This window comes from Streptomyces sp. NPDC053493 (assembly GCF_044544825.1).
Classification (GTDB): Bacteria; Actinomycetota; Actinomycetes; order Streptomycetales; family Streptomycetaceae; genus Streptomyces.
In genome coordinates this window covers 336609-358187 of the sequence record NZ_JBITXS010000002.1, presented here as the reverse complement: position 1 = coordinate 358187, position 21579 = coordinate 336609, and the positions used below count along the sequence as shown (strand labels likewise).

Here is a 21579-nt window from a genome sequence, read left to right as displayed (position 1 = left end):
TGCGCGTCTCACACCCAGTTGACCTTCGCCTGGGCGAGCAGCGGGTCGTCCTCCAGTTCCCACAGCGGCACCGCGACGTTGCCGATCCGGTAGCGGCCGCCGAAGTGGAGGCCGAGGACGCGGTGGTCGGTCAGGTCGAAGACCGGGGAGCCGCTGTTGCCGCCGAGGGTGGAGCAGTCGTGCCGCATCACCAGGCCGCCGGCCGTGAACTCGGTGGCCATGCCCGGCTGGAGGCGCTTCACGTTGTAGATGTCCATGAAGATCCGCCGCATCGACTCCGGCTCGTTGCGGCGCCCGTCCCAGGCCGGGTAGCCGACCACGTACACCGGGCGGCCCGGCAGGTCCGCCGGGGCGTCCGCCGCGACCGCCAGCGGGGCCGGCAGCGGCTCGCCGTCGGGCGGGGCGATCCGGAGCAGGGCCATGTCGACGTCCGGGTGGATGCCGATCACCTCGGTGATCTCGTACGGGAGGGGGCCGGCGGCCGGCACCGGGCCGGGCGCCGGGTGGGCGGGCAGTTCCTCGCCCGGGTCGACCCGGGCGGTCATGCCCTGCTGGAAGGTCCAGCCCGCGCCCTCGGCCCGGCTGAACTCCACCGCCACGTGACGGTTCGTCATCACGGCCTCCGGGCCGACCACGAAGGCCGTGCCGATCCAGTCCAGGTTCGGATGACCGGTGACCTCCACCCGGCCCACCCGGGCGATCGACTCGCGGATCGCGGCCCGCCCCGCCTCCAGGACCGACCAGTCGCCCGGCTGCGGCGCGAAATCCTGGCCCTGGACGAGGATCGCGGGACGGCCCTCCAGGAGGACGATCGCCTCCACCCCGAAGTACTCGTCCTCGTCGATCTCGTCCGCCCGGCCCTCCGCCAGCTTCTCCAGACCCGTGACGCCCGCCTCCAGGACCCGGGCCCGCTCCTCCCGCGCGAAGCGGCCGACCTCCGCGGCCGGGGCGGCGCCGGGCGGCAGCTCCTCGGCCGACTCCTGGACCTCCAGCTCCTCCTCGAGCCGGCCCCTCACCCGCGCGGCCACCTCGGCGAGATCCCCGAAGACCTGCCCCGGGCCCGTCGCGACCGGCGACCCGCTGTGCGAGCCGCTCCGTGATCCGTTCCGCATCTCCCGTCACCTCCGCCTGTCGCCGCCCGGCCGCGGTCCCCGGTTCAGGGCTCCGGGGGCAGCGCCGCCTGGGCCGCCATGATCTCCGCGTACAACTCGGGCCGGTTCTCCCGCAGATGGGCCAGGATCCGGCTCATCTGGGTGCCGACGTTGACGACCGCGGTCGTCCTGCCCTGGTACTCGACGTCGCTCAGCCGTCGCGCGCCGCGGTGCAGCGCGACGACCGTCCACCGGTCGGTGAAGACCGGGGAGCCGGAGGAGCCGCCCTGCGTGTCGGTGAAGTAGGCGACGTTCTTCTCGTCCGCCTGATAGACCAGGTTGTTGCGCAGCGCCACCCGCTTCGGCATGCCCTTGGGATGCTGGATGATGTTGACCGCCTGCGGGTCGTTGCCCTGGATCTCGAACGGCTGCGTGGCCACCCGCAGCACCTGCCGTTCCGGCTGGGCGGTCGTCAGCCGCAGGACGGCGTAGTCGAGCGTGGCGTCCCAGGCGACGAGCGAGAGCGCCGTCGCCTCCTCCGTCTCGGCCTCGTCGGCGCCGTAGTCGAAGCGCGAACGCGAGTTGCGCACCTGCAGCTGGAGGTCGTCCTCGCCGACCAGTTCGCGGCCGCCGCCGACGCCGCCCCGGGCGTTCACCACATGGTGGTTGGTGACGAGGAGGCCGGGCGCGATCAGCCAGCCGGTGCCCACGTGCGGGTAGGCCGGCTGGAGCTGCCTGCCGCCCTTGTACGGCGGCACGGTCACCCGGGCCACGGCGGCGCCGGCCAGGAAGCCGTCGTGCAGGAACTCGAAGGGGACCATGTCGTCCCGGATGACGATCTCCTCCTTGAACTCCGCCGACAGGTACTCCGCCGGGAGGTCGGGCTCGCCCGCCGCGTCGCGCACCACATGGTCCAGGGCCCGCTGGAAGACGGCCACCGGGCCGGGGCCGCCGGCGAGCGCGATCGCGTTGCGCAGCCACAGCTCCAGCGGCACCTCGCCCTCCATCAGCCGTTCCACCCGGTTCATCGTCCGCAGATCGGACTGGATCTGGGTGAACGGCGTCGGCTGCGGCGGCAGCGCCGCCAGGAAGTGGTCCTTGACGCCGGAGAAGAGCCGGTCCCGCAGCTCGCGGTCCGCCAGCCCCGCCTCCACGGCCGCGTTCTCCACCGCCAGCAGCTCCTCGGCCGGCAGGTACGGCTCCTCCCGCCAGGCCGCCTGCGCCTGGTCCGGCGGCGGGGTGACGCCCACCAGGCCCGCCCCGCCGGGCACCGGCCCGTACGCGGGACTGCCGGCGCCCCGGCCGACGAGCCCGGAGCCCGCGTCGACGGCCGCGGCCACGCCGAGCAGCAGATCGCCGCTGCGGTCGCTCAGCGTCAGCGCCCGCCAGGCCAGGCTGTCCAGCGTGCCGTGCCGCCGTGCCTCCCGCAGCGCCTCCTCGACCCGCCCGGGCGGCACGGGCCGCGCGTACGGGCCGGTCGGGGAACCGGCGTACGGATCGGCGTAAGGACTCGTGTACGGACCCGTGTACGGCCCGGCGTACGGACCCGTGTACGGATCGGCGGCGGGAGCCGGGTACGGGCGCGCGTACGGCGCCGGACGCCGGTCCGGGGAGAGCCCCGCGGCCCCGGCCGTGCCCGTCGCCCCGGCCCCGGTCGCCGCCGCGTCCAGGATGCGGGCCAGCGGCTCCCGCAGCCGCGGTTCGTCGGCCATCGCCGTCTCGAACCAGCGGGCCAGCGTCGTCACCACCGCGTCGTCGTCGCCGGGCAGGCCCACCAGGCGCAAGGTGCGGGCCAGGGCCGGCGGGTCCACCCGGCAGGCCGAGACGGCCGCCGCGCGGGCCAGGGCGGGCCGGCGGGCGAGGTCCTCGTCCGGCATCCCGCGCAGCCGGCGGGCCAGCCGGGCGTCGGTCTCCGTCGAGTCGGACCGGGCGACCTCCGCGAGCCGGGACCGGGCCACGAGCACGCCGATCGACTCGTACGGGAGGCCGAGACCGGCCGCGACCGCCTCGGCCTCCTGCAGGTCGCGGTCGGCGTCGGCGAAGTCACCGGCGTCCTGCGCGAGCCTCGCCGACAGCTGGAGCAGCTCGAGCCGGGTCTCGGCGCAGCCGGCCTCCTCCGCCCGGTCCACGGCCCGCTCGGCGGTCTCCCGGGCGTCCGCGGCCCGCCCGGAGCGGGCCAGCGTCTCCACCAGCAGCGCGTGCAGCCGGCTGCACGGCGTCCACGGCTGACGCTCGGCCAGCCGCCGCGCCGCGGCGTCCAGGTAGCCCTGGGTGAGCAGGTCCTCGACCTCGTGGGCGGCGATCCGCTCCCAGTCCTCCTGGTCGGCCTCGGCCATGATCTGGTCCGGCACGTGCCCGCCGATCCGGCCGAGCAGGAAGGCCGCCGAGCGGGGAGCCATGTCCCGGTCCGCGCCCGCCAGGTGGTGCTCCACTCCGGACCGCCAACGCGCCTCGACCGTACGGGGGTTCTCGCCGAGCCGCAGCCGGTGGTAGATCTCCTCGGCGCGGTCCCTGACGGTGTCGCGGGCCGCGTAGTGGGCCACCGCCCGCGTGTCCACGGCCCGCATCAGGTCGGTGCGCGCGCCGTCGGAGAGCCGCAGCATGATCGACCGCAGGTCGGGCCGGTGCCGGATCGCCTGCGGGCCCGCCGACTCCATCAGGTCGAGCCGGGACACCAGCCGGCCGAACATCCGGCCCGCCTCGGCCGTGGACGGCGTACCGAGCCCGGCCGGCCCGGCCAGCACGTCGCGGACCAGCTCGGGCGTGATGACCCGCAGCGCCAGCCCCGCCTGCACCAGCGCCCGGACCTCCGGGTCGGCGATGTGCTTGAGGATCCGGTCGTAGAGCGTGCCCTGGATCAGCATCTGGTCCACGCTGGTGTGCAGCCGCCGCCGCGAGGTCAGGCTGCGCAGCAGATCGCCCAGCGAATCCGTCCCGCCGCCGAGCGACACGGCCGTGCGCGCGGCGAGTTTGAGGCTGAGCGGGTGGCCGCCGACCTGGCCGTACAGGCTGCGCGCCACCGTCTCGTCGTCGACGCCGCAGGACATCAGCAGGTCCACGGACGCCTCCTCGTCGAGCTCGGTCAGCTCCATGGTGCGCGGCGTGAGGACCCGCGCCGGGTGGTCGATGGGTGCCCGCCCGGCGACGACGAACCGCAGCCGCGGATAGGCGGCGCGCAGCGCCGTCCACACCGCCCACATCCGGGAGATGACCGGCGAGCCGCGGTACTGGGCCTCCTCGAACGAGTCGACCGCGATCACCAGCGGAGGTTCCATCCCGCCCGGCGGCACCTCGACCGCGCCGGCGACCAGCGTGGCCAGCTCCTGGGCCAGCTCCTGCTCGCGGGAGCTGGCCCGGGCGTGGAACCCGGCCGAGTAGTCGCGGCCCAGCGTGACGCGGGTGGCGGACAGCCGGGACAGCTCGTCGATCTGGTCGCGTTCGCCGCGCTGGGCGCTCGCGGTCCGGCCGCACCGGTCGGCGAGCGCGTCGAACGCGGCCCGGTGGCCGGGATACTGGACGCCCAGCTGGCGGGCCGCCTCGGCGATCACCGTGGCCGGTTCCTGGAGGGAGAGCGTGGGACGTTCGAAGTCGATGTAGGCGAACGGGAATCCGTCCGGCGCCGCGTCCGCCAGGCTGTCGAGCAGGAAGCGGGCGAGCAGGGTGCTCTTGCCGATGCCGCCGATGCCGTGCAGCAGCACCGGCGGTTCGGCCGGCTCGGTCGGCAGCGCGAGGTAGCCGCGCAGGGCGTCGAGTTCCCGCGTGCGGCCGTGGAAGGTGTCCCGTACGAGCAGCCGCAGCGGCTGCAGGAGGCGGGCCCGCTCCAGCCGCCGGTGCACCTCGTCGACCGACGGCAGCAGACCGGCCGTGCCCGGCACCTGTTCCAGCCACAGCACGGCCTGGAGCAGGTCGGACAGCTCCTCCACGTCGGCCTCGGCCGGCGTGGCCGCGGCGGGCGCGACGCCCGACAGCAGCGCGAGCGCCGCCCGCTCGACGCCCGGGCCCGGCGGGAACGCGTCGGCGTTCGCCGCGAGCGCCGCCCGCGCGGCCTCGGGCCCGGCGAGCTCCCGCAACGTCCGCGCGCGCACCTGCGGGGTCAGCACCCAGCGCACCGAACGCTGCGGTCCCGCCAGCGCCGTGCAGTCCTCCACGAGTTCCCGTACGGCCTTGCCCGCGGCCACGCGCTCACCGGGCAGCCGCAGCGCCGCGGGATCGAACTCCTCCAGGAGACAGGTCGCCTCGCGGTACGCCCGGCGCAGCCCGGGCAGTTCCGGTGCGACGGCCGGCCCGGCCGAGGAGCGCGGCGCGGCCCGCAGCGCGGCGGTGAAGTCCTCGCCCGGCGGCAGGTCGAGGAAGAGCCGGACGGCCTCCTCGGTCGCCGTGCACAGCCGGCGCATGTAACTGTCCGCGGGATCCGCCGCGTCCACCGCCCGCAGCACCTCCGTGACCGTCGGCTCCACCAGGCCGGGCGGCGCCCGGCCGGCCGGGTCGCCGGCCGCCTCGGCGAAGAACCGGCCGAAGAAGTCCCGCAGTTCGTCAGGGCCGGCCGGGCGCGCCGTGTCGTGGCACTCGCCCTTGCGGATGTCGTACGGAAGCTGGTGCAGCGAGCTGGCATAGCCGAGCAGCACCAGCCGGGGCACGGTCTCCTCGCGCACCGGGGTGTGCTCGTAGACCGCGAGGGCGAGCTTGCCGACGCAGTCCCAGACGTCGGAGTTCGGGTCGAGCGCGTCGCACTGGTCGAGCACCAGCCAGAACCGGTCCTCGGCGGCGGTGGCCCGGCTGACGATCCGGTGCACGGCGTCGTCGATCGACGGCAGTGGATCGTTCAACCGTGTCGGGTTCAACGGGAATCCGTCGGCCTCGGGACCCGACACGAACTCCGCGAGCCGCCCCACCAGACGCGCCGCCGTCGACGTCCGCGACAAGGTCACCCGCACCGGGCGGAAGCCACGGTGCTGCCCCAGATGACGGATCAGGCGATACGTGTACGAGCGCCCGCTGTCCGGCTCCCCGTCCACCACCAGGACCGACAGCTCCGGGTCCGCGACGAACCGGCGCAGCGTGGCCCGCAGCTCCGCCCGGTCCACGAACACCTCGGTGCCGTGCCGCAGCACCACCGCCTCGAACGGATCCCGCGCCGAGTGCCGCAGCTCCTCGTCCTCCCGCAGCCGGCCGAGCAGCGCCCGTACCTCCGTGCCCCGCCCCACCGCGTCCACCGCGTCCAGCCGGTCCAGCGTCTCCACGCCGGCCAGCGCGTCCAGCAGCCGCCGCTGGTGCGCGATGTCCCGGCGCGCAGCGCCGACGACCAGCCGCGCGTTCGCCTCCCGGTCCCCGGTGAGCGGAAGACCGGCCACGAAGTCCGTGCTCAGCGAGGTGCGCAACAGCCCGGTACGAGGATCGGGGTCGTCGAGAAGATGGTCCCGCACCCAGCTGGTGACGAGGCCCCACTCCGTCTCGGTGAGAGGCATGACGCACCTGCCCGGCCGTCCCTGCGCCGATGGGGACGACTGCTCGCTGATGCCATCGTCCCGCCGGGCCCCACCGGTCGCAATCGCTGCCAGGCCGGTGCGGCCCGCCGCCCGGCCGTGCCGCTCAGGGCTGCATCGCGATGTCCTCGTACGACTCCAGACGCCGCCAGCGCTCGTCCGGCGCGCGCATCGGCGGCATCAAGTCCACGTCCGGCAGCGGCCCGAACTCCAGCTCGGTGATCTCCGCGACGTCCGACACCGGCACCTGATACGTACGGAACGGGCCCAGCGGCGGCGGCGCGCCCGGCGTCGCCCCGGCGAAGGCCCGGTCCGCGTCCCGGCTCAGGTCCGGGCTCTGGTCGAGGACGTACGCGGTCGCCGCCAGCGCCCCGTCCTGCATGAACGCCGCCACCTTCCAGAACCGCAGCGGCACCTGGATGCCCCGGTAGGGCGGGTCGGAGTCCTGGAGCACCGGCCCCGTCAGCACCGCCAGCTTGCGGTCGAACTCGGCCGCGTGGTCCAGGAGGTAGTTCTCCAGGCCCTGCCACAGCTTCTTGCCCTGGTTGAACACGTCCGCCTGCGGAGCCGCGTTGGTGAAGTGGAAGGTGTCCGTGTTCGCCCGGGCGCCCACCGCCGCCGCGCCCCACACCGGATCCAGCCGGCGCACCAGATGGCCGCGGTCCAGGCTGTTGTCCCGGTAGACGTCCTCGCCCGCCTGCTGCTCGCGCGGCAGCCGCGGATCGTACGCCCACACGTCGTCGCGCGGCACGTCGTCCAGGAGCGCCTGCCCCTCGATGCACACCGCGGTCGACGCGGCGAGCCGCCGGTCGGGCCGGAAGACCACGCTGAAGTGGGTGTACGGCAGGATCACCGTCTCCACCGACGCGCGCACCGGCAGCGCGAGCGGCACCGCGGGGCCGAGGAAGTTCTCGTCGTAGCCGGTGCGGTCGGCGAGCAGATCGTGCCGGGATTCACGGGGGTCCATACGATGTAAGTACCGCGCGGAAGAGGGCCGCCCACGGCACCGGACCCGCAGGCCACTCGAACAGACGACGCCACCGGTGCCCCCTCACCATCCGGCCAAGGAGGCACCATGCCTACCGGACTCTCACTGCACGTCGGACTCAACAGCGTCGACCCCGACCGCTACGGCGGCTGGGACGGCACCCTCGTGGCCTGCGAGAACGACGCCCGCGACATGGCCGCCCTGGCGCGCGCCGCCGGCTTCGCGGACACCGTCCTGCTCACCCCGGACGGCACCGTCGACCGGATCACCTCCGCGCTGCGCGCGGCGGCGGAACGGCTCGGCGCCGGCGACATCCTGCTCTTCACCTATTCGGGGCACGGCGGCCAGGTCCCCGACGTCACCGGTCCCGACGACGAACCCGACCGGCTCGACGAGACCCTCGTCTTCTACGACCGCCAGTTCCTCGACGACGAGGTGCACCAGGAGTTCCTGCGCTTCGACGACGGCGTCCGCATCGTCACCTTCTTCGACTGCTGCCACAGCGGCAGCAGCGTCGAACTGCCCGGCGGCGGCGACGTCACCGGCCGCTACCTGCCCGAGCCCCGGCAGGCCGAGCTCTACGAGCGCGACCGGGACTTCTACGACGACCTCCAGCGCACCCTCGCGAAGTCCGCCGCCGTCACGGGCGACGGGCAGGGACCGCCGGTGATCCTCGTGTCCGCCTGCCAGGACAACCAGGTCGCCGCCGACGGCGCGGTCAACGGCGCCTTCACCGAGGCGCTGCTCGCCGTCTGGAACGACGGCGCCTTCCACGGCGACTACCGCACCTTCCACCGGGCGATCCAGCGCCGGCTGCCGCCGACCCAGAGCCCCAACCTCTACGTCACCGGAGCACCCTCGACGACGTTCCTGGCCCAGCGCCCCTTCACGGTCTGAGCCGGGGCCGAGCCCTCAGGGGCCGAGGTCTCGCGGTCCTCGCGGTCCGCGCCCCGGCCGAGTCCTCACGGCCGGAGCGCGGTCGCGAGCTGGGCGCGCGAGCGCACGTCCAGCTTCTGATAGATCCGGGTCAGCCGGGCCTCGACCGTCTTCACGCTCAGATACAGCTTCGCCGCCGCCTCCTGGTTGCTGGCTCCCTGGCCCACCAGGCGGGCGAGCCGCAGCTCCGCCTCCGTCAGCGTCGACAGCGCGGACGGCGCCTCCTCGCCCACCGGGCCCTCGCCCGCCGGGCCGGCCGGCGCCTCGCTGGTCAGCGCCAGCCACGGCACCGCCCCGGCCCGCTCGAACACCGCGGCCGCCGACTGCAGCGCGGTCTGCGCCGCCGAGCGCCGCCGACGGCGCCGCTCGACCCGCGCCAGCGCCATCAGCGCCCGGCCCTGCTCCAGCGGCAGCTCCGCGTCGCCGAACCGGGCCGCCGTGCCGGCCAGCAGCTCCGCCGCCTCGTCCGTACGGCCCTCCGCCGCCAGGCACAGCCCGTACGCCCGGTCGCAGCCGAGCAGCACCGTCGTCCGGCCCAGCCGCTCGCCCACCGGCCGTACCTCCTTGAGCACCGCCATCGCCTCGTCGACCTCGTCGTGCGCGAGCAGCGCCTCGGCCAGCTCCTCGTGCCAGCGCAGCATCGACGGGTCCACGGTGGACTGGGCGCGCTCGTTGGCCTCCACCCGGCGCAGCGTCTCCAGGGCCGCGGCCACGTCGCCGTTGACCAGTTGGACCCGGCCGAGCGCGTACAGGCTGCGCGAGAGGAAGACCCGGTCGCCCTCCTCCTCCGAGGCCTGCACACTGCGCCGCGCGTAACTCGCCGCCCGGGCGAAGCTGCCGCCGGCCGTCTCCGCGAGCGCGAGCGCGTACCACGCCGGCCCGGGCGACAGGCCCGCCTCCAGGGTCAGCCCGAGCGACTGACCGGCGTGCGCCAGTGCCGCCGCGCACGGGCCGATCCGCGACTCGATCTCCGCGAGCGTGCTCAGCAGCTCGATCGCGTCCTCCACCGAACCGCGCCGCTGCACCAGCGGCAGCAGCGCGTTCAGCTGCGCCCGCGCGTCCACGAGCCGTCCGTCGAAGAGTGCGTGACGGATGGTCAGAATCTGGGCGGCGTTACGGATCCCGGCCGGCCGCTCGGCCGTCTCCAGGGCCCGCGCCTGCGCCAGCACCGCCTCCGCGTCGGGCGAGCCGAGCGCCCGCTCCATCCGTGCCTGGACGGTCAGGGCCTGGGCGGCCGTCCGGTGGTCGCCCATCGACGTGGCGAGCGCCGCCGACTCCATCGCGGCCGCCCGCGAACGCACCGGATCACCGTCGGCCAGCACGTACTTGACGGCCAGCCGGAGCTGTACGCCGGCCCGCAGCGCGGTGTCGCCCTCCGAGTCCTCCATGGCGTGGACGTACATCTCGTCCAGTCCGGTGAGGCCCTGCCCCGCGGTGTCGAGGACGGCGAGCCTGGCCCGCACCCGGTCCGCGGGCGCCGCGTCCCGGGCGAGCAGATCGGTTGCGGCCCGCATCGCCAGATCGGCGCGGGCGGCCCGCGCGGCCTCCTCGGCCGCGTCCACCAGCCGGGCGATCCGCCGCTGCGCGTGCGCGCCGGGCGTCGACTCGGCCGCGAGCAGGGCGAGTTCGGCCGCCAGCGCGCTGTTGCCGCGGCCCCGGGCGAGCTCCGCCGCCTCCGCCACCTCGGCGGCCAGCTCCTCGTCCGGCGCGTCGGTGGCGAGCGCCCGGTGCCGCACCGACTCCACCGGGTCGTCCACGACCCGCGCCAACGCCGCGTGTCCGGCGCTGCGGTCCGCCCAGCAGGCGTCGTGGACCAGTGTCGACGGCAGCAGCCCGGCCGTGAAGGAGACCGTGCCGTCCTCGGCGAGCGACACCAGACCGGCCCGCTCGGCGGCCGCCAGGTCCGCCTCCGCGTTCGGTCGGCCGGCCCGGCGCACCAGCGTCGCGGTGGGCCGCAGCGCGAGCGCGGCGAGCAGCAGCGTCTCGCGGACCTCGGCCGGCGCGGCCCCGAGCAGCTGCCGGGCCAGGTCGCGGGCCCGCCCGGACAGGGTCAGCGCCTCCGCGTGGTGCACCGGTGTACGGGCGTCCGCCAGCGAGCGGCCCACGGCGAGCGCCAGCCGCGGATTGCCGCCGCTCGCCTTGTGGATGCGGCCGGCCATCCGGGAGGGCAGCCGGTGGTGGATGAGGAGTTCGGCGATCTCGTCGGCGTGCAGCGGCGGCACGAGCAGCACGTCCGCCTCCGAGGGCACCCACAGCCGGGTGTCGTGCGGTTCGCGCGCCGCCGCCTGCGTGCCGTGCGCGCCGCCGCGCGGCTCGCGGGAGCCGTAGCCGGTGTACGCCTCCGGTGTCTCGACGGCGATCACGCGCAGCGCGGACGGCGCCAGGTGCAGGGCGAAGCGCAGCAGATCGGCGCTGTCCGGGTCCATGTGCTGCACGCCGTCGACGACCAGCAGCACGGGACCGCGCACGGTCAGCGCGCGCAGGATGCCGGCGATCCCGAGGCGCAGCGCGATCGGATCCCACCCGCCGTCCTGCGCCGGCGCCTCCCGGCACAGCAGCGCGACGGCCGCCCGCTGCGGCCCCGGCAGCCCGTCGAAGACGCCGGAGGCGGCGACGCCGAGCCGCGCGGCGGAGTGCTCGCAACCGGGCGTGTGCACGACGCCGTCGCGGGCGTGCGTGCGGTCGCCGTACACGCCGGCGTCGTGGCCGGACCCGGCGTGCATGCGGTCGCCGTACGCGCCGGCGTCGTGGCCGGACCCGGCGTGCATGCCGCCGTTGTACGCGGCGGGATCGTGGCCGGGACGGGCGCCCGCGCCGCCGCTGTAGGCGGCGGGATCGTGGCCATGGGCGGCGCCCGTACCGCTGGGTGCGGCGCCGGCGTCGGCGTCGGCGTCGGAGGAGCCGGCCGCGTCCGGAGGGGAAGCGCGCCCGGCGCCGTGGCCGACCGTGGGCGCCGGGCCGTCGTGGCCGACCGTGGGGGCCGGGCCGCCGTGGCCGGATCCGGCCGGTGCGGCGCCGGGGCCGTCACCGGCGAACACGCCGCCGTCGTGCGTGACGGCGGAGGCGGGGCCGCCCGCCGGTCGCTGCCCGGAGCTGCCGTGCGCGCCGCCGAGTCCGGTGCCGATTCCGCCGGGCTCGCCGACCTGCCCTCCCGTAGGGGCGCCGGACCCGGCGCGGCCGGCGCCCGCGCGCTGCCCGGGCAGGCCGAGCCGGCCGGACGGGGTCTGCGGGGCGTCGGCCCCGCTCGTACCGGCGCGGCCGAAGGCGTCGACGGCTCCGGCCGTACCCGCGCTGCCGCTCCTGGCGGCCGGCCCACGCCCGGCGGGCGTGGCGCTGTCCGCCGGGGCGCCGAAGGAGCCCGTGCCGGTCTGCCCGGCGGTCTCACCATGGGCGCCTCCGAGCGTCCGTCCCGCGCCCGTATGACCGGCGGCGGCGGAGGCCGGGCCGTCGCCCTGCACCGCTGCCGCGCCGCTGTCCGCGGCGCGCCGGCCGGCCGAGACTCCGTCCCGGGGAGCCGCGAGCCGGCCGTCCTGCGGCGGCGCCGCGGCGAGGCCCGGCCAGGTGACCGTGGCGGCGACGGACGCCACCAGCGCGGCGGCGGCCGCGCCGGGTATGTCGCGGTCGGCGGGAAGCGTGGCGAGCCACAGCACCGTCTCGCCGCGCGCCTCCGCGCGGGCGGCCTCGGCGAGGGCGACCTCGGTCTTGCCGACACCGGCCGGGCCGGTGAGCAGGGCGCGGCCGCGGGTCTGCAGAACGCGTTCCAGACGGGAGAGAAGTTCCTCGCGGCCCACTGGGGCAGGCCGGTGCGGCGCTGTCGTCACGTGTCCACCACCTCCGGCGCTCGGGCTTCGCCCCATGAGCCCGTTGCGCAGAGAATACGGAGCCTGCCGCCCCAGTCCAGGCCCCTTGTCCGGCATACGGACAGCACGCTCCGGTGAACCGAGCGTGTCCGGCAGGCGAAAGCGCCCGTGGTGTAGACCACGGGCGCTTCGCTGACCAGCGCAGATGCTGGGTGTGGGGGGTGGTTCGGGACCGATCCGCGAGCGAATCGGAGGTGAATCAGAAGGTCAGGCTCCAGGAGTCGATGTAGCCGGTGTCACCCGAGGCCACGTCGCGGACCCGCAGCTGCCAGGTGCCGTTGGCGACCTCGCTCGACGCGTCGACCGTGTAGGTCGCGAGCACGTTGTCGGCGCTGTCGGACGAGGAGGACGCCTTCAGGTTGCGCACGGTGCCGTCCGGGGCGACCAGGTCGATGACCAGGTCACCGCGCCAGGTGTGCTTGATGTCCACGCCGACCTTGAGGGCGGCCGGGGCGTTGCCGGTGCGGCCGGTGACGGCGATCGAGGACGACACGGTGGTGTTGTCCGGGATGGCGACGTCGGTCGCGTTCGTGAAGACGGTGCCGGCGGGCGGCGTGGTGGTGACCGCGTCGACCGTCTTGGCGGCGTCGGCGATGCCGGTGCCGCAGCCGCCGGTGCAGGTGCCGGGCAGCGGACGGGCGTTGGTCTTGATGGCGGACTCGATGTCGGCCGGGGTGAGGGTCGACTTGGCCGACTTCAGGAGCGCGGCGAGACCGGCGATGTGCGGGGCCGCCATCGAGGTGCCCTGGTAGGGCTTGTAGTTCTCGGTCGACTGGACGGTGGTGCCGGAGTTCAGCGTGGAGTAGATGCCGTTCTCGGGCGTGGTGACGGTGCCGGGCGTGTCGGTCGCGCGACGGGTCTCGCCGCCCGGGGCCGCCACGTCCACGATGGTGCCGTAGTTGGAGTAGAAGGAACGGTTGCCCTCACGGCTGGTCGACGCCACGGTGATGACGTTCGCGCAGTTCGCGGGAGTGAAGCCGGACGCGTTGGCGTTGCTGTTGCCCGCGGCGACGACGACGGTGGTGCCGCGCGAGACGGCGCCGTTGATCGCGTTCTGGTAGACGCTCGGGCAGGTGGCGCTCGCGCCGCCCAGGCTCATGTTGATGACCTTGGCGGGGTTCGGGTTGGCCGGGACGCCCGGCACGGTGCCGCCGGAGGCCCAGGTGATCGCGTCGGCGATGTCGGAGGACGAACCGCCGCACTTGCCGAGCACGCGCACGGGCTGGATCTTCGCGTTGTACGCGATGCCCGCGATGCCCTTGGTGTTGTTGGTGACCGCGGCGATGGTGCCGGCCACGTGCGTGCCGTGCCAGGAGGAGTTCGAGGCGGTGGAGCCGGTGCCGCACTCGCCGTCGGTGGCGTTCCAGTCGCCCTCGTCCTTGGAGTCGGCGTCGCGGCCGTTGCCGTCGCGGGCGGCGGCGGAGTCGGAGATGAAGTCGTAGCCGGCGATCACGTTGGACGCCACGTCCGAGTGGGCGGCGTAACCGGTGTCGATGACGGCGACGGTGACGCCCGAACCGGTCGTCTTGTCCCAGGCGGTGGGCACGTTCATGCCGCCGGTGGGCTCGAAGAGGTCCCACTGCTTGGCGTAGTCGGTGTCGTTCGGCGTGACCGCCATCGCGTACGCGCGGATGTCGGGCTCGACCGAGGCGACCTGCGGGTCGGCGCGGAAGGCGTCCATGACCTCGGCCACGTCCTGCTTCGTGGCGGAGCCGCCGAGGTCGACCAGCGCGGCACCGCCGGCCAGACGGCGCTCGAAGGAGAGCTTCTCGCCGGTCTTGGCGGCCTTGTCGGCCGCGTCGGTCTTGGCGGCGGCGTTGGAGCCGGCCTCGGCGGACGAGGACTTGTAGGTGACGATGACCTTCTCGACCGGGGCGCTGGGCAGCGCCTTCATCGACTGCGAAGCCGGCGCGGGCTTCGGCGAGGCAGCGGCCGGGACGGCGGCGAACGCCCCGGAGGTGGTGGCAGCGGCGCCGAGGATCGCGGCGCTCGCGACCACCACGGATATGACTCTCCGCCTGGAACCGTTCAAGGTGTGGCCCTTTCGAGTACGACGTAGGTGGAGCAGTGGCGGCGGCGCGGGAACCTCGGGGCGAAGTGGGGTCGCGGTCCGCTGTTCCCTGGGCGTGGGGGCCCGTGCGCCGCCACCGGCGCGACGGCCGGGGTCAGGGCCGCCCCCGGCGGACACCACCCACCCGTCCTCATGCACCTGTCAGGCGGAGGTGGGGGAGAGGGATCTGCCGGTGCGGCAGACAGTAGGGAACGCCGAGGTGAACTCGATACGGGGAAAACCCTTGTCACCCCTCGGGGCAGGGAGGGGGAGGGGAGGGGGAGGGTCGAGCGGGGGAGGGCCGGGCGGAGTGCGGGGCGGTGCCCTCCGCCGTCGGTGAACACCACCCCGACCGGGCGCGACGGTCGTTACCGTCCGGTGGCATGACGACGGTCACCACCCGCACGGTCGCCTACCCGGCCGACAACCTGACGATGATCGGACACCTCGCGCTCCCGGCCGGGGCCGGGCGCCGGCCCGCGGTCCTGGTCGGACCCGAGGGGACCGGGCTCAGCGACGTCGAGCGCGGGCGGGCCGAGGCCCTGGCCGAGCTGGGATACGTGGCGCTGGCCTTCGACCTCCACGGCGGACGCTATCTGGCGGACCCGGACGAGATGCTGGCCCGTTGCCTGCCGCTGCTCGCCGACCCCGACCGCATGCGAGGAATCGGTCACGCCGCGCTCGACGTACTGCGTGCCGAACCACGGGCCGACCTCGACCGGACCGCCGCCGTCGGCTACGGCACCGGGGGCGCGATCGCCCTGGAACTCGGCCGCGACGGCGTCGACCTGCCCGCGATCGCGACGGTCAACGCACTGACCACGGGCCGGCCGGGCGAGGCGGCACGCATCCGCTGCCCGGTATGGGCCGGCGTCGGGTCGGAAGACCCGATCATGCCGCCCGCGCAACGGGAGGCGTTCACCGCGGAGATGCAGGCCGCGGGCGTCGACTGGCGCCTCGTGGTCTACGGCGGAGCCCTGCACGCCTTCCACCACCCGACGGTCGACCACACCGTGCGGCCCGGCGTCGGCTACCACCCGCGGCACGCACGGCGAGCCTGGCGTGACGTCGTCGCCCTGCTCGCCGAGTGCCTGCCCGTCAGGGATCGACCCGATCACCCGATCTGCTCCTGATCCTCACTCCTGCCCGTCTTCGTCCAGCTCCGGGGGCCGCGGGCGTACGTCCGGACGGCTGGACGGCGGGGAGCTGGGTCCGCCCTGCCCACTCAGCCCAGTTCGAGGGTCGTCACGCCGAAGACGCGGTGCAGGGCGACGGGGCGGATCGGGCCCGTGTACATCCTGGCCGTGTCGAAGGTCGGCTCCAGGCCACGGGCCTCGGCGAGGCGGGCGGCGGCCGGGTTGGCCTCGGGCATGTCGACGGCGACACGGGGCGAGCCGAAGGCACGGGCCTCGGCCGCGAGGGCGTCGAGCAGCACGCCCGCGTCCGCCGGCGTGTCGGCGAACAGCGGCCCGATACGGGCCTCCTGCTCGGCGGGGCGGACGACTCCGTAGCCGGTGAGCCGCCCGTCCACGACGCGGACCAGCGCCCGGTGCCCGGGCGTGGTCAGCCAGGCCGAGAGGAAGCGCGGCCGGTCGGCCGGGTGGCAGGCGCTGTCGTACGCGCCGAGGACGGCCGGATCCATCCGGTCCGCCGCCACCACGCCCGTCACCGGCCGGTCCGGCGGGGGCACTTCGCCCACCCAGCGGGCGTTGCGGTAGGCGAGCGTGAAGCCCGAGCGCCGGTAGTTGTCCTGCTGGTCGGGCACTCCGTCGAGCCCCACCGTCCGCCCGCCCGCGTGCGCGAGCGCCGTCCGCCAGGTGGCGAGGCCGTGGCCGTGGCCGCGCAGGTCGGGCCGTACGAGATAGAAGCCCAGGAAGGCGTAGTCGTCGCCGTAGTTGACGACCGAGATCGCGGAGACCGGCTCCCCGTCGATCCGGCCCAGGAAGAACCCCTCGGGATCCTGCGCGAAGAACGCCGGCGCGTCCGCCGCTCCCGGATTCCAGCCCTCCGCCGCGGCCCACTCGCGGACCAGCGCCCAGTCCTGCGGGGAGGCGGGCGACACATGGAGGCTCATGGGAGTCCCTTCGGCGACTGCGACTGCGACTGCGACTGCGACTGTGGCTGCCATCGGGCCCTCGGCCTGGGCTCGGCTTCGGGCTTCGGGCTCGGGTGGCGGCGGAGCGGAGCCGCCGAGCATAGCGCCGGACGCCGACCTCCCCGTGCCGGCGCCGTCGCTTTCCGGCCGTCCCGCCCCGCAGTCCTCACCCGGCCGTCACGTCACCAGCCGCAACGCCGTCCCCGCGACTCCCACCCGTACCGACTGGCCCCACGTCAGCTCGAGCGCGTCCGACTCCATCCCGTCCCCGAACGCGACCAGCCGGTCCGACTCCACCACCAGGCCCAGCGACTCCTCCCGCCCCAGCAGCCCTTCGACCCGTGCCGTCCCGGTGACCGGCGACGGCCACGCCTCCCGTACGGTCCAGGCGAGCCGAGGCGCGGTCGGCGCGGGCAGCGGCAGGGCGCTGGACCGCTGCTGCCAGAGCGAGCGGAGCCAGCCCGTCGCTCCCGTGCCCGTGCCGACCACGACGCCCGAGGAGGCCTGCGCCTCGGGCGGCGCGGACGGCGCGCTCAGGGTGTAGCGGGCGGTCTGGTGGCCGGGCGGGCCGAAGTAGATCTCGTTGAGGGCGAGCAGGCGCTGCCCGTCGTCCGAGACGGCCTCGGCCATGGTGAGCGCGTCCACCGCCGTCCGCGCCGCCGTGGCCGACGGCAGCAGCCGGCGCGCGTCCGACGGCCGGTGCCGGACCAGGACGCCCGGATTGCGCCCCGGGTCGCCGTCGACGCCGACGACCGGCTGCCCGGTCAGATACTTGGCGACATTCGCCACCAGGCCGTCCTGTCCGACGACCACGACGACGTCCTCGGGCCCGAAGAGGAACCGGTCCAGGTCGGCCCGTTCGACCCGGGCGCGGCGCCACCGCAGCGGTACGGCGGCGGCCACCTCGGCCAGCGCCCGTAGGGTCCGCTCGTGGCGCTCGCGCACCTCGTCGATCGAACGGCCCCGCGCGGCCAGGTGGAACGCGGCCTGTCCGGCCGTGCCGTGCCGGGCCAGCAACTCCTCGTACTCCGTGGTCCGGTGGACGAGCACCGCACGCGGGGCGAGACTCATCGTCCGCCGCGCTCGTCGCGCTCGTCGCGCTCGTCACGTCCGCCGCGCTCGCCGCCGCCGAGCTTGGCGAGCAGCCCGGTCACGACGTCCGGCGACACCGTCAGGTGCTCGATGCGCGGCAGCTGCTCGGCCGCCCGGGTCGCGGCGAGTGCGTGGAGCGTCGCCGGGGCGGCCTCCGCGTGCGCCCGCAGCCACGCGGTCTGCGCCTCGGCGCGCGCCGCGCCGACCTCGCGGGCCGCCTCGGCCTCGGCGCGGGCGAGCCGTACGGTACGGGCCGCCTCGGCCTCCGCCCGGACGCCGTCGGCGGCCGCGGCCTCCTCCGCCTCGCGCCGCGCGTTGATGCCGCGCTGGTCGACCAGGCGCTCCTCCTGCCGGGCCAGTTCGATCTTGCTGGCCAACTCGTTCTCCGCGATGGCCCGTTCCCGTTCCACCGCGACGGCCCGCCGCTCGTACGTGGCCCGGTCCGCCTCCTGCTGGATCAGCTCACGGGCCGGCGTGCGCAGGGCGCGCTCGACCTCGGGCTCGGGGCGCAGGGCCACCACCCGCACCGCCACCACCTCGATACCCGTGTCCGCCAGCCGTGGCTCGGCCGCCAGCCCGCCCGCGATCCGCTCCCGTACGGCCCCGACGCCGTCGACCAGCGCGTCGGCGAGCGGCATCCGGGCGAGCACGGCGAGCGCGTGCTGCTGCGCGGTCTCGGTGAGGAGCGTGCCGATCTGCTCCAGCGGCGTGCCGCGCCAGGCGCCGGTGCCCGGGTCTATCGAGAAGTCGAGCCGGGTCGCCGCGGCGGCGGGGTCGCCGATCCGGTAGGTGACGGTCGACTGGACGCTCACGTCCTGGAAGTCGGCGGTACGGGCGTGGAACGCCGTCGCGAGCTCCCGGTCGTCCACGGGCACCTCGGAGAGCGCGGCCGACCGCGGCCGGAACCAGAAACTGAGGCCCACCCCGTCGCGTACGAGCTGCCCGCGCCGGTGCTGCCGGATGTGGGCGGTGGGCGCGGAACGCAGATGACGCCAGCCTGCGCGTCGGGTGATGTCGGCCATCGGAGCCCTCCCCTTGTCGTCGCTGTGACGATAGGGGCGGCCGGGCCTTGTCGTCAAGATGACGAAATAGAGGTCTCCGAGTCCGCCGAGTCCGCCGGGTCCGCCGGGTCCGCCGAGCCGGCCGCGTCCGCCGGGCCGGCCTCGTGCACGCGGGCCGAGACGTCCTCGTGGGCGAGGCGGCGCAGAGCGAGGATGATCGGCTCGTAGAGCGTGGTGTAGGCGACGGTCGCCTCGATCGCCTCGTCGAGCACGGGATACTCCGCGATCACCGCGAGCTCCTTCTCCGCGATCGGGTGCATCGCGAGCGCGTAGCGGCGGATCGAGTCCATCCCGCTGCGGTAGCCGAGCGAGCGAACGGTCACGACGGCCCGGGTCAGCGAGGCCAGCGCCGGCGCCTCCTCGTACACACGCCAGCCCAGCTCCGCGAGCAGCGCGCGCACCTCGCCATGGACCTCGTCCCACAACGCGCGCCCGGGGTCCGACGGCTCCGGCGGCTCGACGTGCGGGCCGAGCATGTACGTGGCGACGCCGAGCCGCTCGTGGCGCCCGAAGGCCGGGTCCTCCGCCACGGCCAGGACGTCACGCGCCTGCTGCACGGTCATCCCGCCCACCGTCAGCAGCGCCCGGACCAGCCGGAGCCGGCGCAGGTGCTCCTCGCCGTAGTCGGACTGCCGGGCGGTGACCGGAGTGCCCGGCGCGAGGAGGCCCTCGCGCAGGTAGTACTTCACCGTCGCGACCGGCACGCCGCTGCGGGCGCTCAGCTCGGAGAGGCGCACCAGAGATTCACCGTTCCTGTCCGTTCCCGCCGTCTCGCCATGGATACGGGGGAGTTCTACTTCGCGCCGTAAAGATAGTCGAACTATCCATAGGTGGGCTCGCCGTGCTGCGAGGTGCGCGCCGCGCGGCGGCCGACCGGCCTCAGCGCACCGGCTCGGGCACCGCCAGTGCCTCGGTCACGTCCGAGGGCACCACGGCGTCGAGCCGTGGCGACGGTACGGCCCCGCTCTCCGTGCCCGTGACCGCCTCCGGGGACTCCGTACCGAGCCCGGTCGTCAGCAGGACCACTCCGCGCGCCGCCACCAGCGACGCGGCCGCGGCGACGACCCAGCCCCAGGCGCCGGCCCGGAACGTCTCGCCGAGCAGAGCCACGCCGATCACGGCGGCCGCCGCCGGGTTGGAGAGGTTGACGACCGCGAGCGGCGCGGCGAGCCCGCCCCGGTACGCCGCCTGCGAGAGCAGCAGCCCGCCCACCGCGAACGCGGCGATCAGGACCGCGAGCAGCGCCGTCTGCCACCAGCCGCTCGGGCCGCCCGGCAGGTCGCGGGCGAGCGCGGCGGTCAGCGTCTGGGTCAGCGCGGAACCGACGCCGGAGGCCACGCCGGAGGCCGTCGCGTGCCCGAGTCCCGTGGTGGCACCCGCCCGGGACCGCGAGCGCGAGGCCAGCAGGCCGATTAGGAGCAGCGTGGCGCCGGTGACGATCAGGGCCTCGCGCAGGTTCAGGGCCTCGTCGGGAGCGGTGGGGCCGGTCACCGCGACGAGGCCGACCAGGCCCACCAGCGTCCAGGCGGCCCCGCGCCACTCGGTCCGGCTGACCCGTCGGTGCGCGCCGTACGCGCCGATCGGCAGTGCCGCCACCAGTGTCAGCGCGCCGAGCGGCTGGACGAGCGTGAGCGGCCCGTAGTGCAGGGCGGCGACGTGGGCGAGCGCGCCGGCGGCGTTCAGGCCGACCGCCCACCACCACTGCGGGCGGCCGAGCAGCCGCCGCAGCGCCCCGCGCCCGCCGGTGGAGGCGGAGGCGAGCCGCGACTGGGCGACGGCGGCGAGGGCGTAGCCGGCCGCGGAGACGAGCGAGAGCAGGACGGCGACGACGGTCCCGGTGACGGCGTTCATCGCGGCACTCCCGCCGTCGCGGTGGCGGTGACGGTGGCGGTCGCCGGGGCGGGCGCGGTCATGGGCGCGGTCATGGTCGCGGTGGCGGGCCGAGGCCCGGGCAGCCGCTCGTCGGCGCCTTCCGCCGTCCCGGCCGTCCCGGGCGACTCCGGTGTCGGGATCGTCGTCGGCGTCTTCGGTGCCGGTACGACGAGCAGCGCGAGCCCCAGCAGGACGGCGGCGGCCAGGGCGTCGAACCAGTAGTGGTTGGCGGTGCCGACGATGACCAGCAGCGTCAGCAGCGGGTGCAGCAGCCACAGCGCACGCAGCCGCGACCGGCTCGCGGCCATCAGCCCGATCGCCACCATCAGCGCCCAGCCGAAGTGCAGCGAGGGCATCGCCGCGAACTGGTTCGCCATCGAGTCGGCCTCGGGCGTCGCGCCGTACACGGAAGGCCCGTAGACCCGGGCGGTGTCGATCAGTCCGCTCGCGCCGAGCATCCGGGGCGGCGCGAGCGGCATCAGCAGGTGCAGGGCGAGCGCGGCGGCGGTGACGAGGGCGAGGACCCGGCGCGACCACACGTAGTGCGCGGGGCGGCGCCAGTAGAGCCAGCCGAGGAAGAGGACGGTGGCCGGGAAGTGCACGGCCGCGTAGTACGTGTTGGCCGCGCGGATCAGGCCCTCGCCGTGCAGCAGGAGCTGCTGCACCGCGCCCTCGCCGGGCAGGTGCACGGCCCGCTCGGCGTCCCAGACGCGGCCGGCGTTGTGGAAGGCGCGGGTCTCGTGGCCGTTGGCGAAGAGCCGGCCGAACTTGTACACGAGGAAGAGCGCCGTGACCAGCAGCAGCTCCCGCAGAAGCGGCGGTCTTCGGGTAGCCGTCGCCTCCGGTCCTGCAGGACGAGTGATCCGTATCCCGCGTATCCCGGCAGCCATGGCGCGGCCCCTTTTTTCCGTCAATTCGGACAGCAAACGGAGGAACTCTAGATCCGAATTCATCGAGACGCAAGCGTCTCGATACGTTTGCGTCTCGATTGTGCGGCCCCTACTCTCGGATGTGCGGAAACCCATCCGCCGGGGTACGGGGTGTCCGGGAG

General features: G+C 75.1%; 13 protein-coding genes. 2 read left to right on the top strand and 11 right to left on the bottom strand.

The genetic code is table 11. The features are described from left to right. Positions 1–8: 8 nt before the first annotated feature. The 3 genes from ACIGO8_RS07280 to ACIGO8_RS07270 form a co-directional block, all read right to left on the bottom strand. Positions 9–1112, bottom strand: a complete 1104-nt coding sequence (locus ACIGO8_RS07280; RefSeq protein ID WP_399725231.1) for a trypsin-like serine peptidase — start codon at positions 1110–1112, stop codon at positions 9–11. Positions 1113–1156: 44 nt separating this feature from the next. Next, positions 1157–6556 carry a trypsin-like peptidase domain-containing protein gene (locus tag ACIGO8_RS07275; RefSeq protein WP_399725228.1) on the bottom strand — a complete coding sequence of 1800 codons (5400 nt, stop codon included), beginning with the start codon at positions 6554–6556 and terminating at the stop codon, positions 1157–1159. Between the two features lie 124 nt (positions 6557–6680). After that, a complete protein-coding gene (locus ACIGO8_RS07270; protein WP_399725225.1) occupies positions 6681–7541 on the bottom strand; it encodes a DNA/RNA non-specific endonuclease in 861 nt (286 codons plus the stop codon). A gap of 108 nt (positions 7542–7649) precedes the next feature. Between ACIGO8_RS07270 and ACIGO8_RS07265 the strand changes: the two genes are divergently transcribed. Next, a complete protein-coding gene (locus tag ACIGO8_RS07265; RefSeq protein ID WP_399725222.1) occupies positions 7650–8459 on the top strand; it encodes a caspase family protein in 810 nt (269 codons plus the stop codon). 65 nt (positions 8460–8524) lie between these two features. Here the strand turns inward: ACIGO8_RS07265 and ACIGO8_RS07260 are convergent, their stop codons facing one another. After that, on the bottom strand, positions 8525–12319 hold the full coding sequence (locus ACIGO8_RS07260) for a LuxR C-terminal-related transcriptional regulator (RefSeq protein WP_399725220.1): 3795 nt from the start codon (positions 12317–12319) through the stop codon (positions 8525–8527). 238 nt (positions 12320–12557) lie between these two features. Then, the gene (locus tag ACIGO8_RS07255) at positions 12558–14252 is read right to left on the bottom strand and encodes a S8 family serine peptidase (protein ID WP_399726770.1); all 1695 of its coding nucleotides are present in this window, start codon (positions 14250–14252) and stop codon (positions 12558–12560) included. Positions 14253–14791: 539 nt separating this feature from the next. On the opposite strand from ACIGO8_RS07255, the gene ACIGO8_RS07250 reads away from it, so the two are divergent. Next, entirely contained in the window at positions 14792–15541 is a 750-nt protein-coding gene (locus ACIGO8_RS07250; RefSeq protein ID WP_399725217.1) for a dienelactone hydrolase family protein, read from the top strand. Positions 15542–15633: 92 nt separating this feature from the next. On the opposite strand, the gene ACIGO8_RS07245 is transcribed toward ACIGO8_RS07250, so the two are convergent. The 6 genes from ACIGO8_RS07245 to ACIGO8_RS07220 all read right to left on the bottom strand — a co-directional run bounded on the left by ACIGO8_RS07245 (position 15634) and on the right by ACIGO8_RS07220 (position 21418). Then, positions 15634–16482 (bottom strand): GNAT family N-acetyltransferase, encoded by an 849-nt coding sequence (locus ACIGO8_RS07245; RefSeq protein WP_399725214.1) that lies wholly within the window; start codon positions 16480–16482, stop codon positions 15634–15636. A gap of 198 nt (positions 16483–16680) precedes the next feature. Further along, positions 16681–17574, bottom strand: a complete 894-nt coding sequence (locus ACIGO8_RS07240) for a hypothetical protein (protein WP_399725211.1) — start codon at positions 17572–17574, stop codon at positions 16681–16683. Further along, positions 17571–18617 (bottom strand): SPFH domain-containing protein, encoded by a 1047-nt coding sequence (locus tag ACIGO8_RS07235; protein ID WP_399725208.1) that lies wholly within the window; start codon positions 18615–18617, stop codon positions 17571–17573. Before ACIGO8_RS07235 ends, ACIGO8_RS07240 begins: the two co-directional genes overlap by 4 nt. A 53-nt stretch (positions 18618–18670) precedes the next feature. Further along, entirely contained in the window at positions 18671–19393 is a 723-nt protein-coding gene (locus ACIGO8_RS07230; protein WP_399725205.1) for a MerR family transcriptional regulator, read from the bottom strand. Positions 19394–19535: 142 nt separating this feature from the next. After that, entirely contained in the window at positions 19536–20507 is a 972-nt protein-coding gene (locus ACIGO8_RS07225; RefSeq protein ID WP_399725202.1) for a DMT family transporter, read from the bottom strand. Beyond that, complete coding sequence (locus ACIGO8_RS07220) at positions 20504–21418, bottom strand: phosphatase PAP2 family protein (protein WP_399725200.1); 915 nt, start codon at positions 21416–21418, stop codon at positions 20504–20506. Before ACIGO8_RS07220 ends, ACIGO8_RS07225 begins: the two co-directional genes overlap by 4 nt. Positions 21419–21579 lie beyond the last annotated feature (161 nt).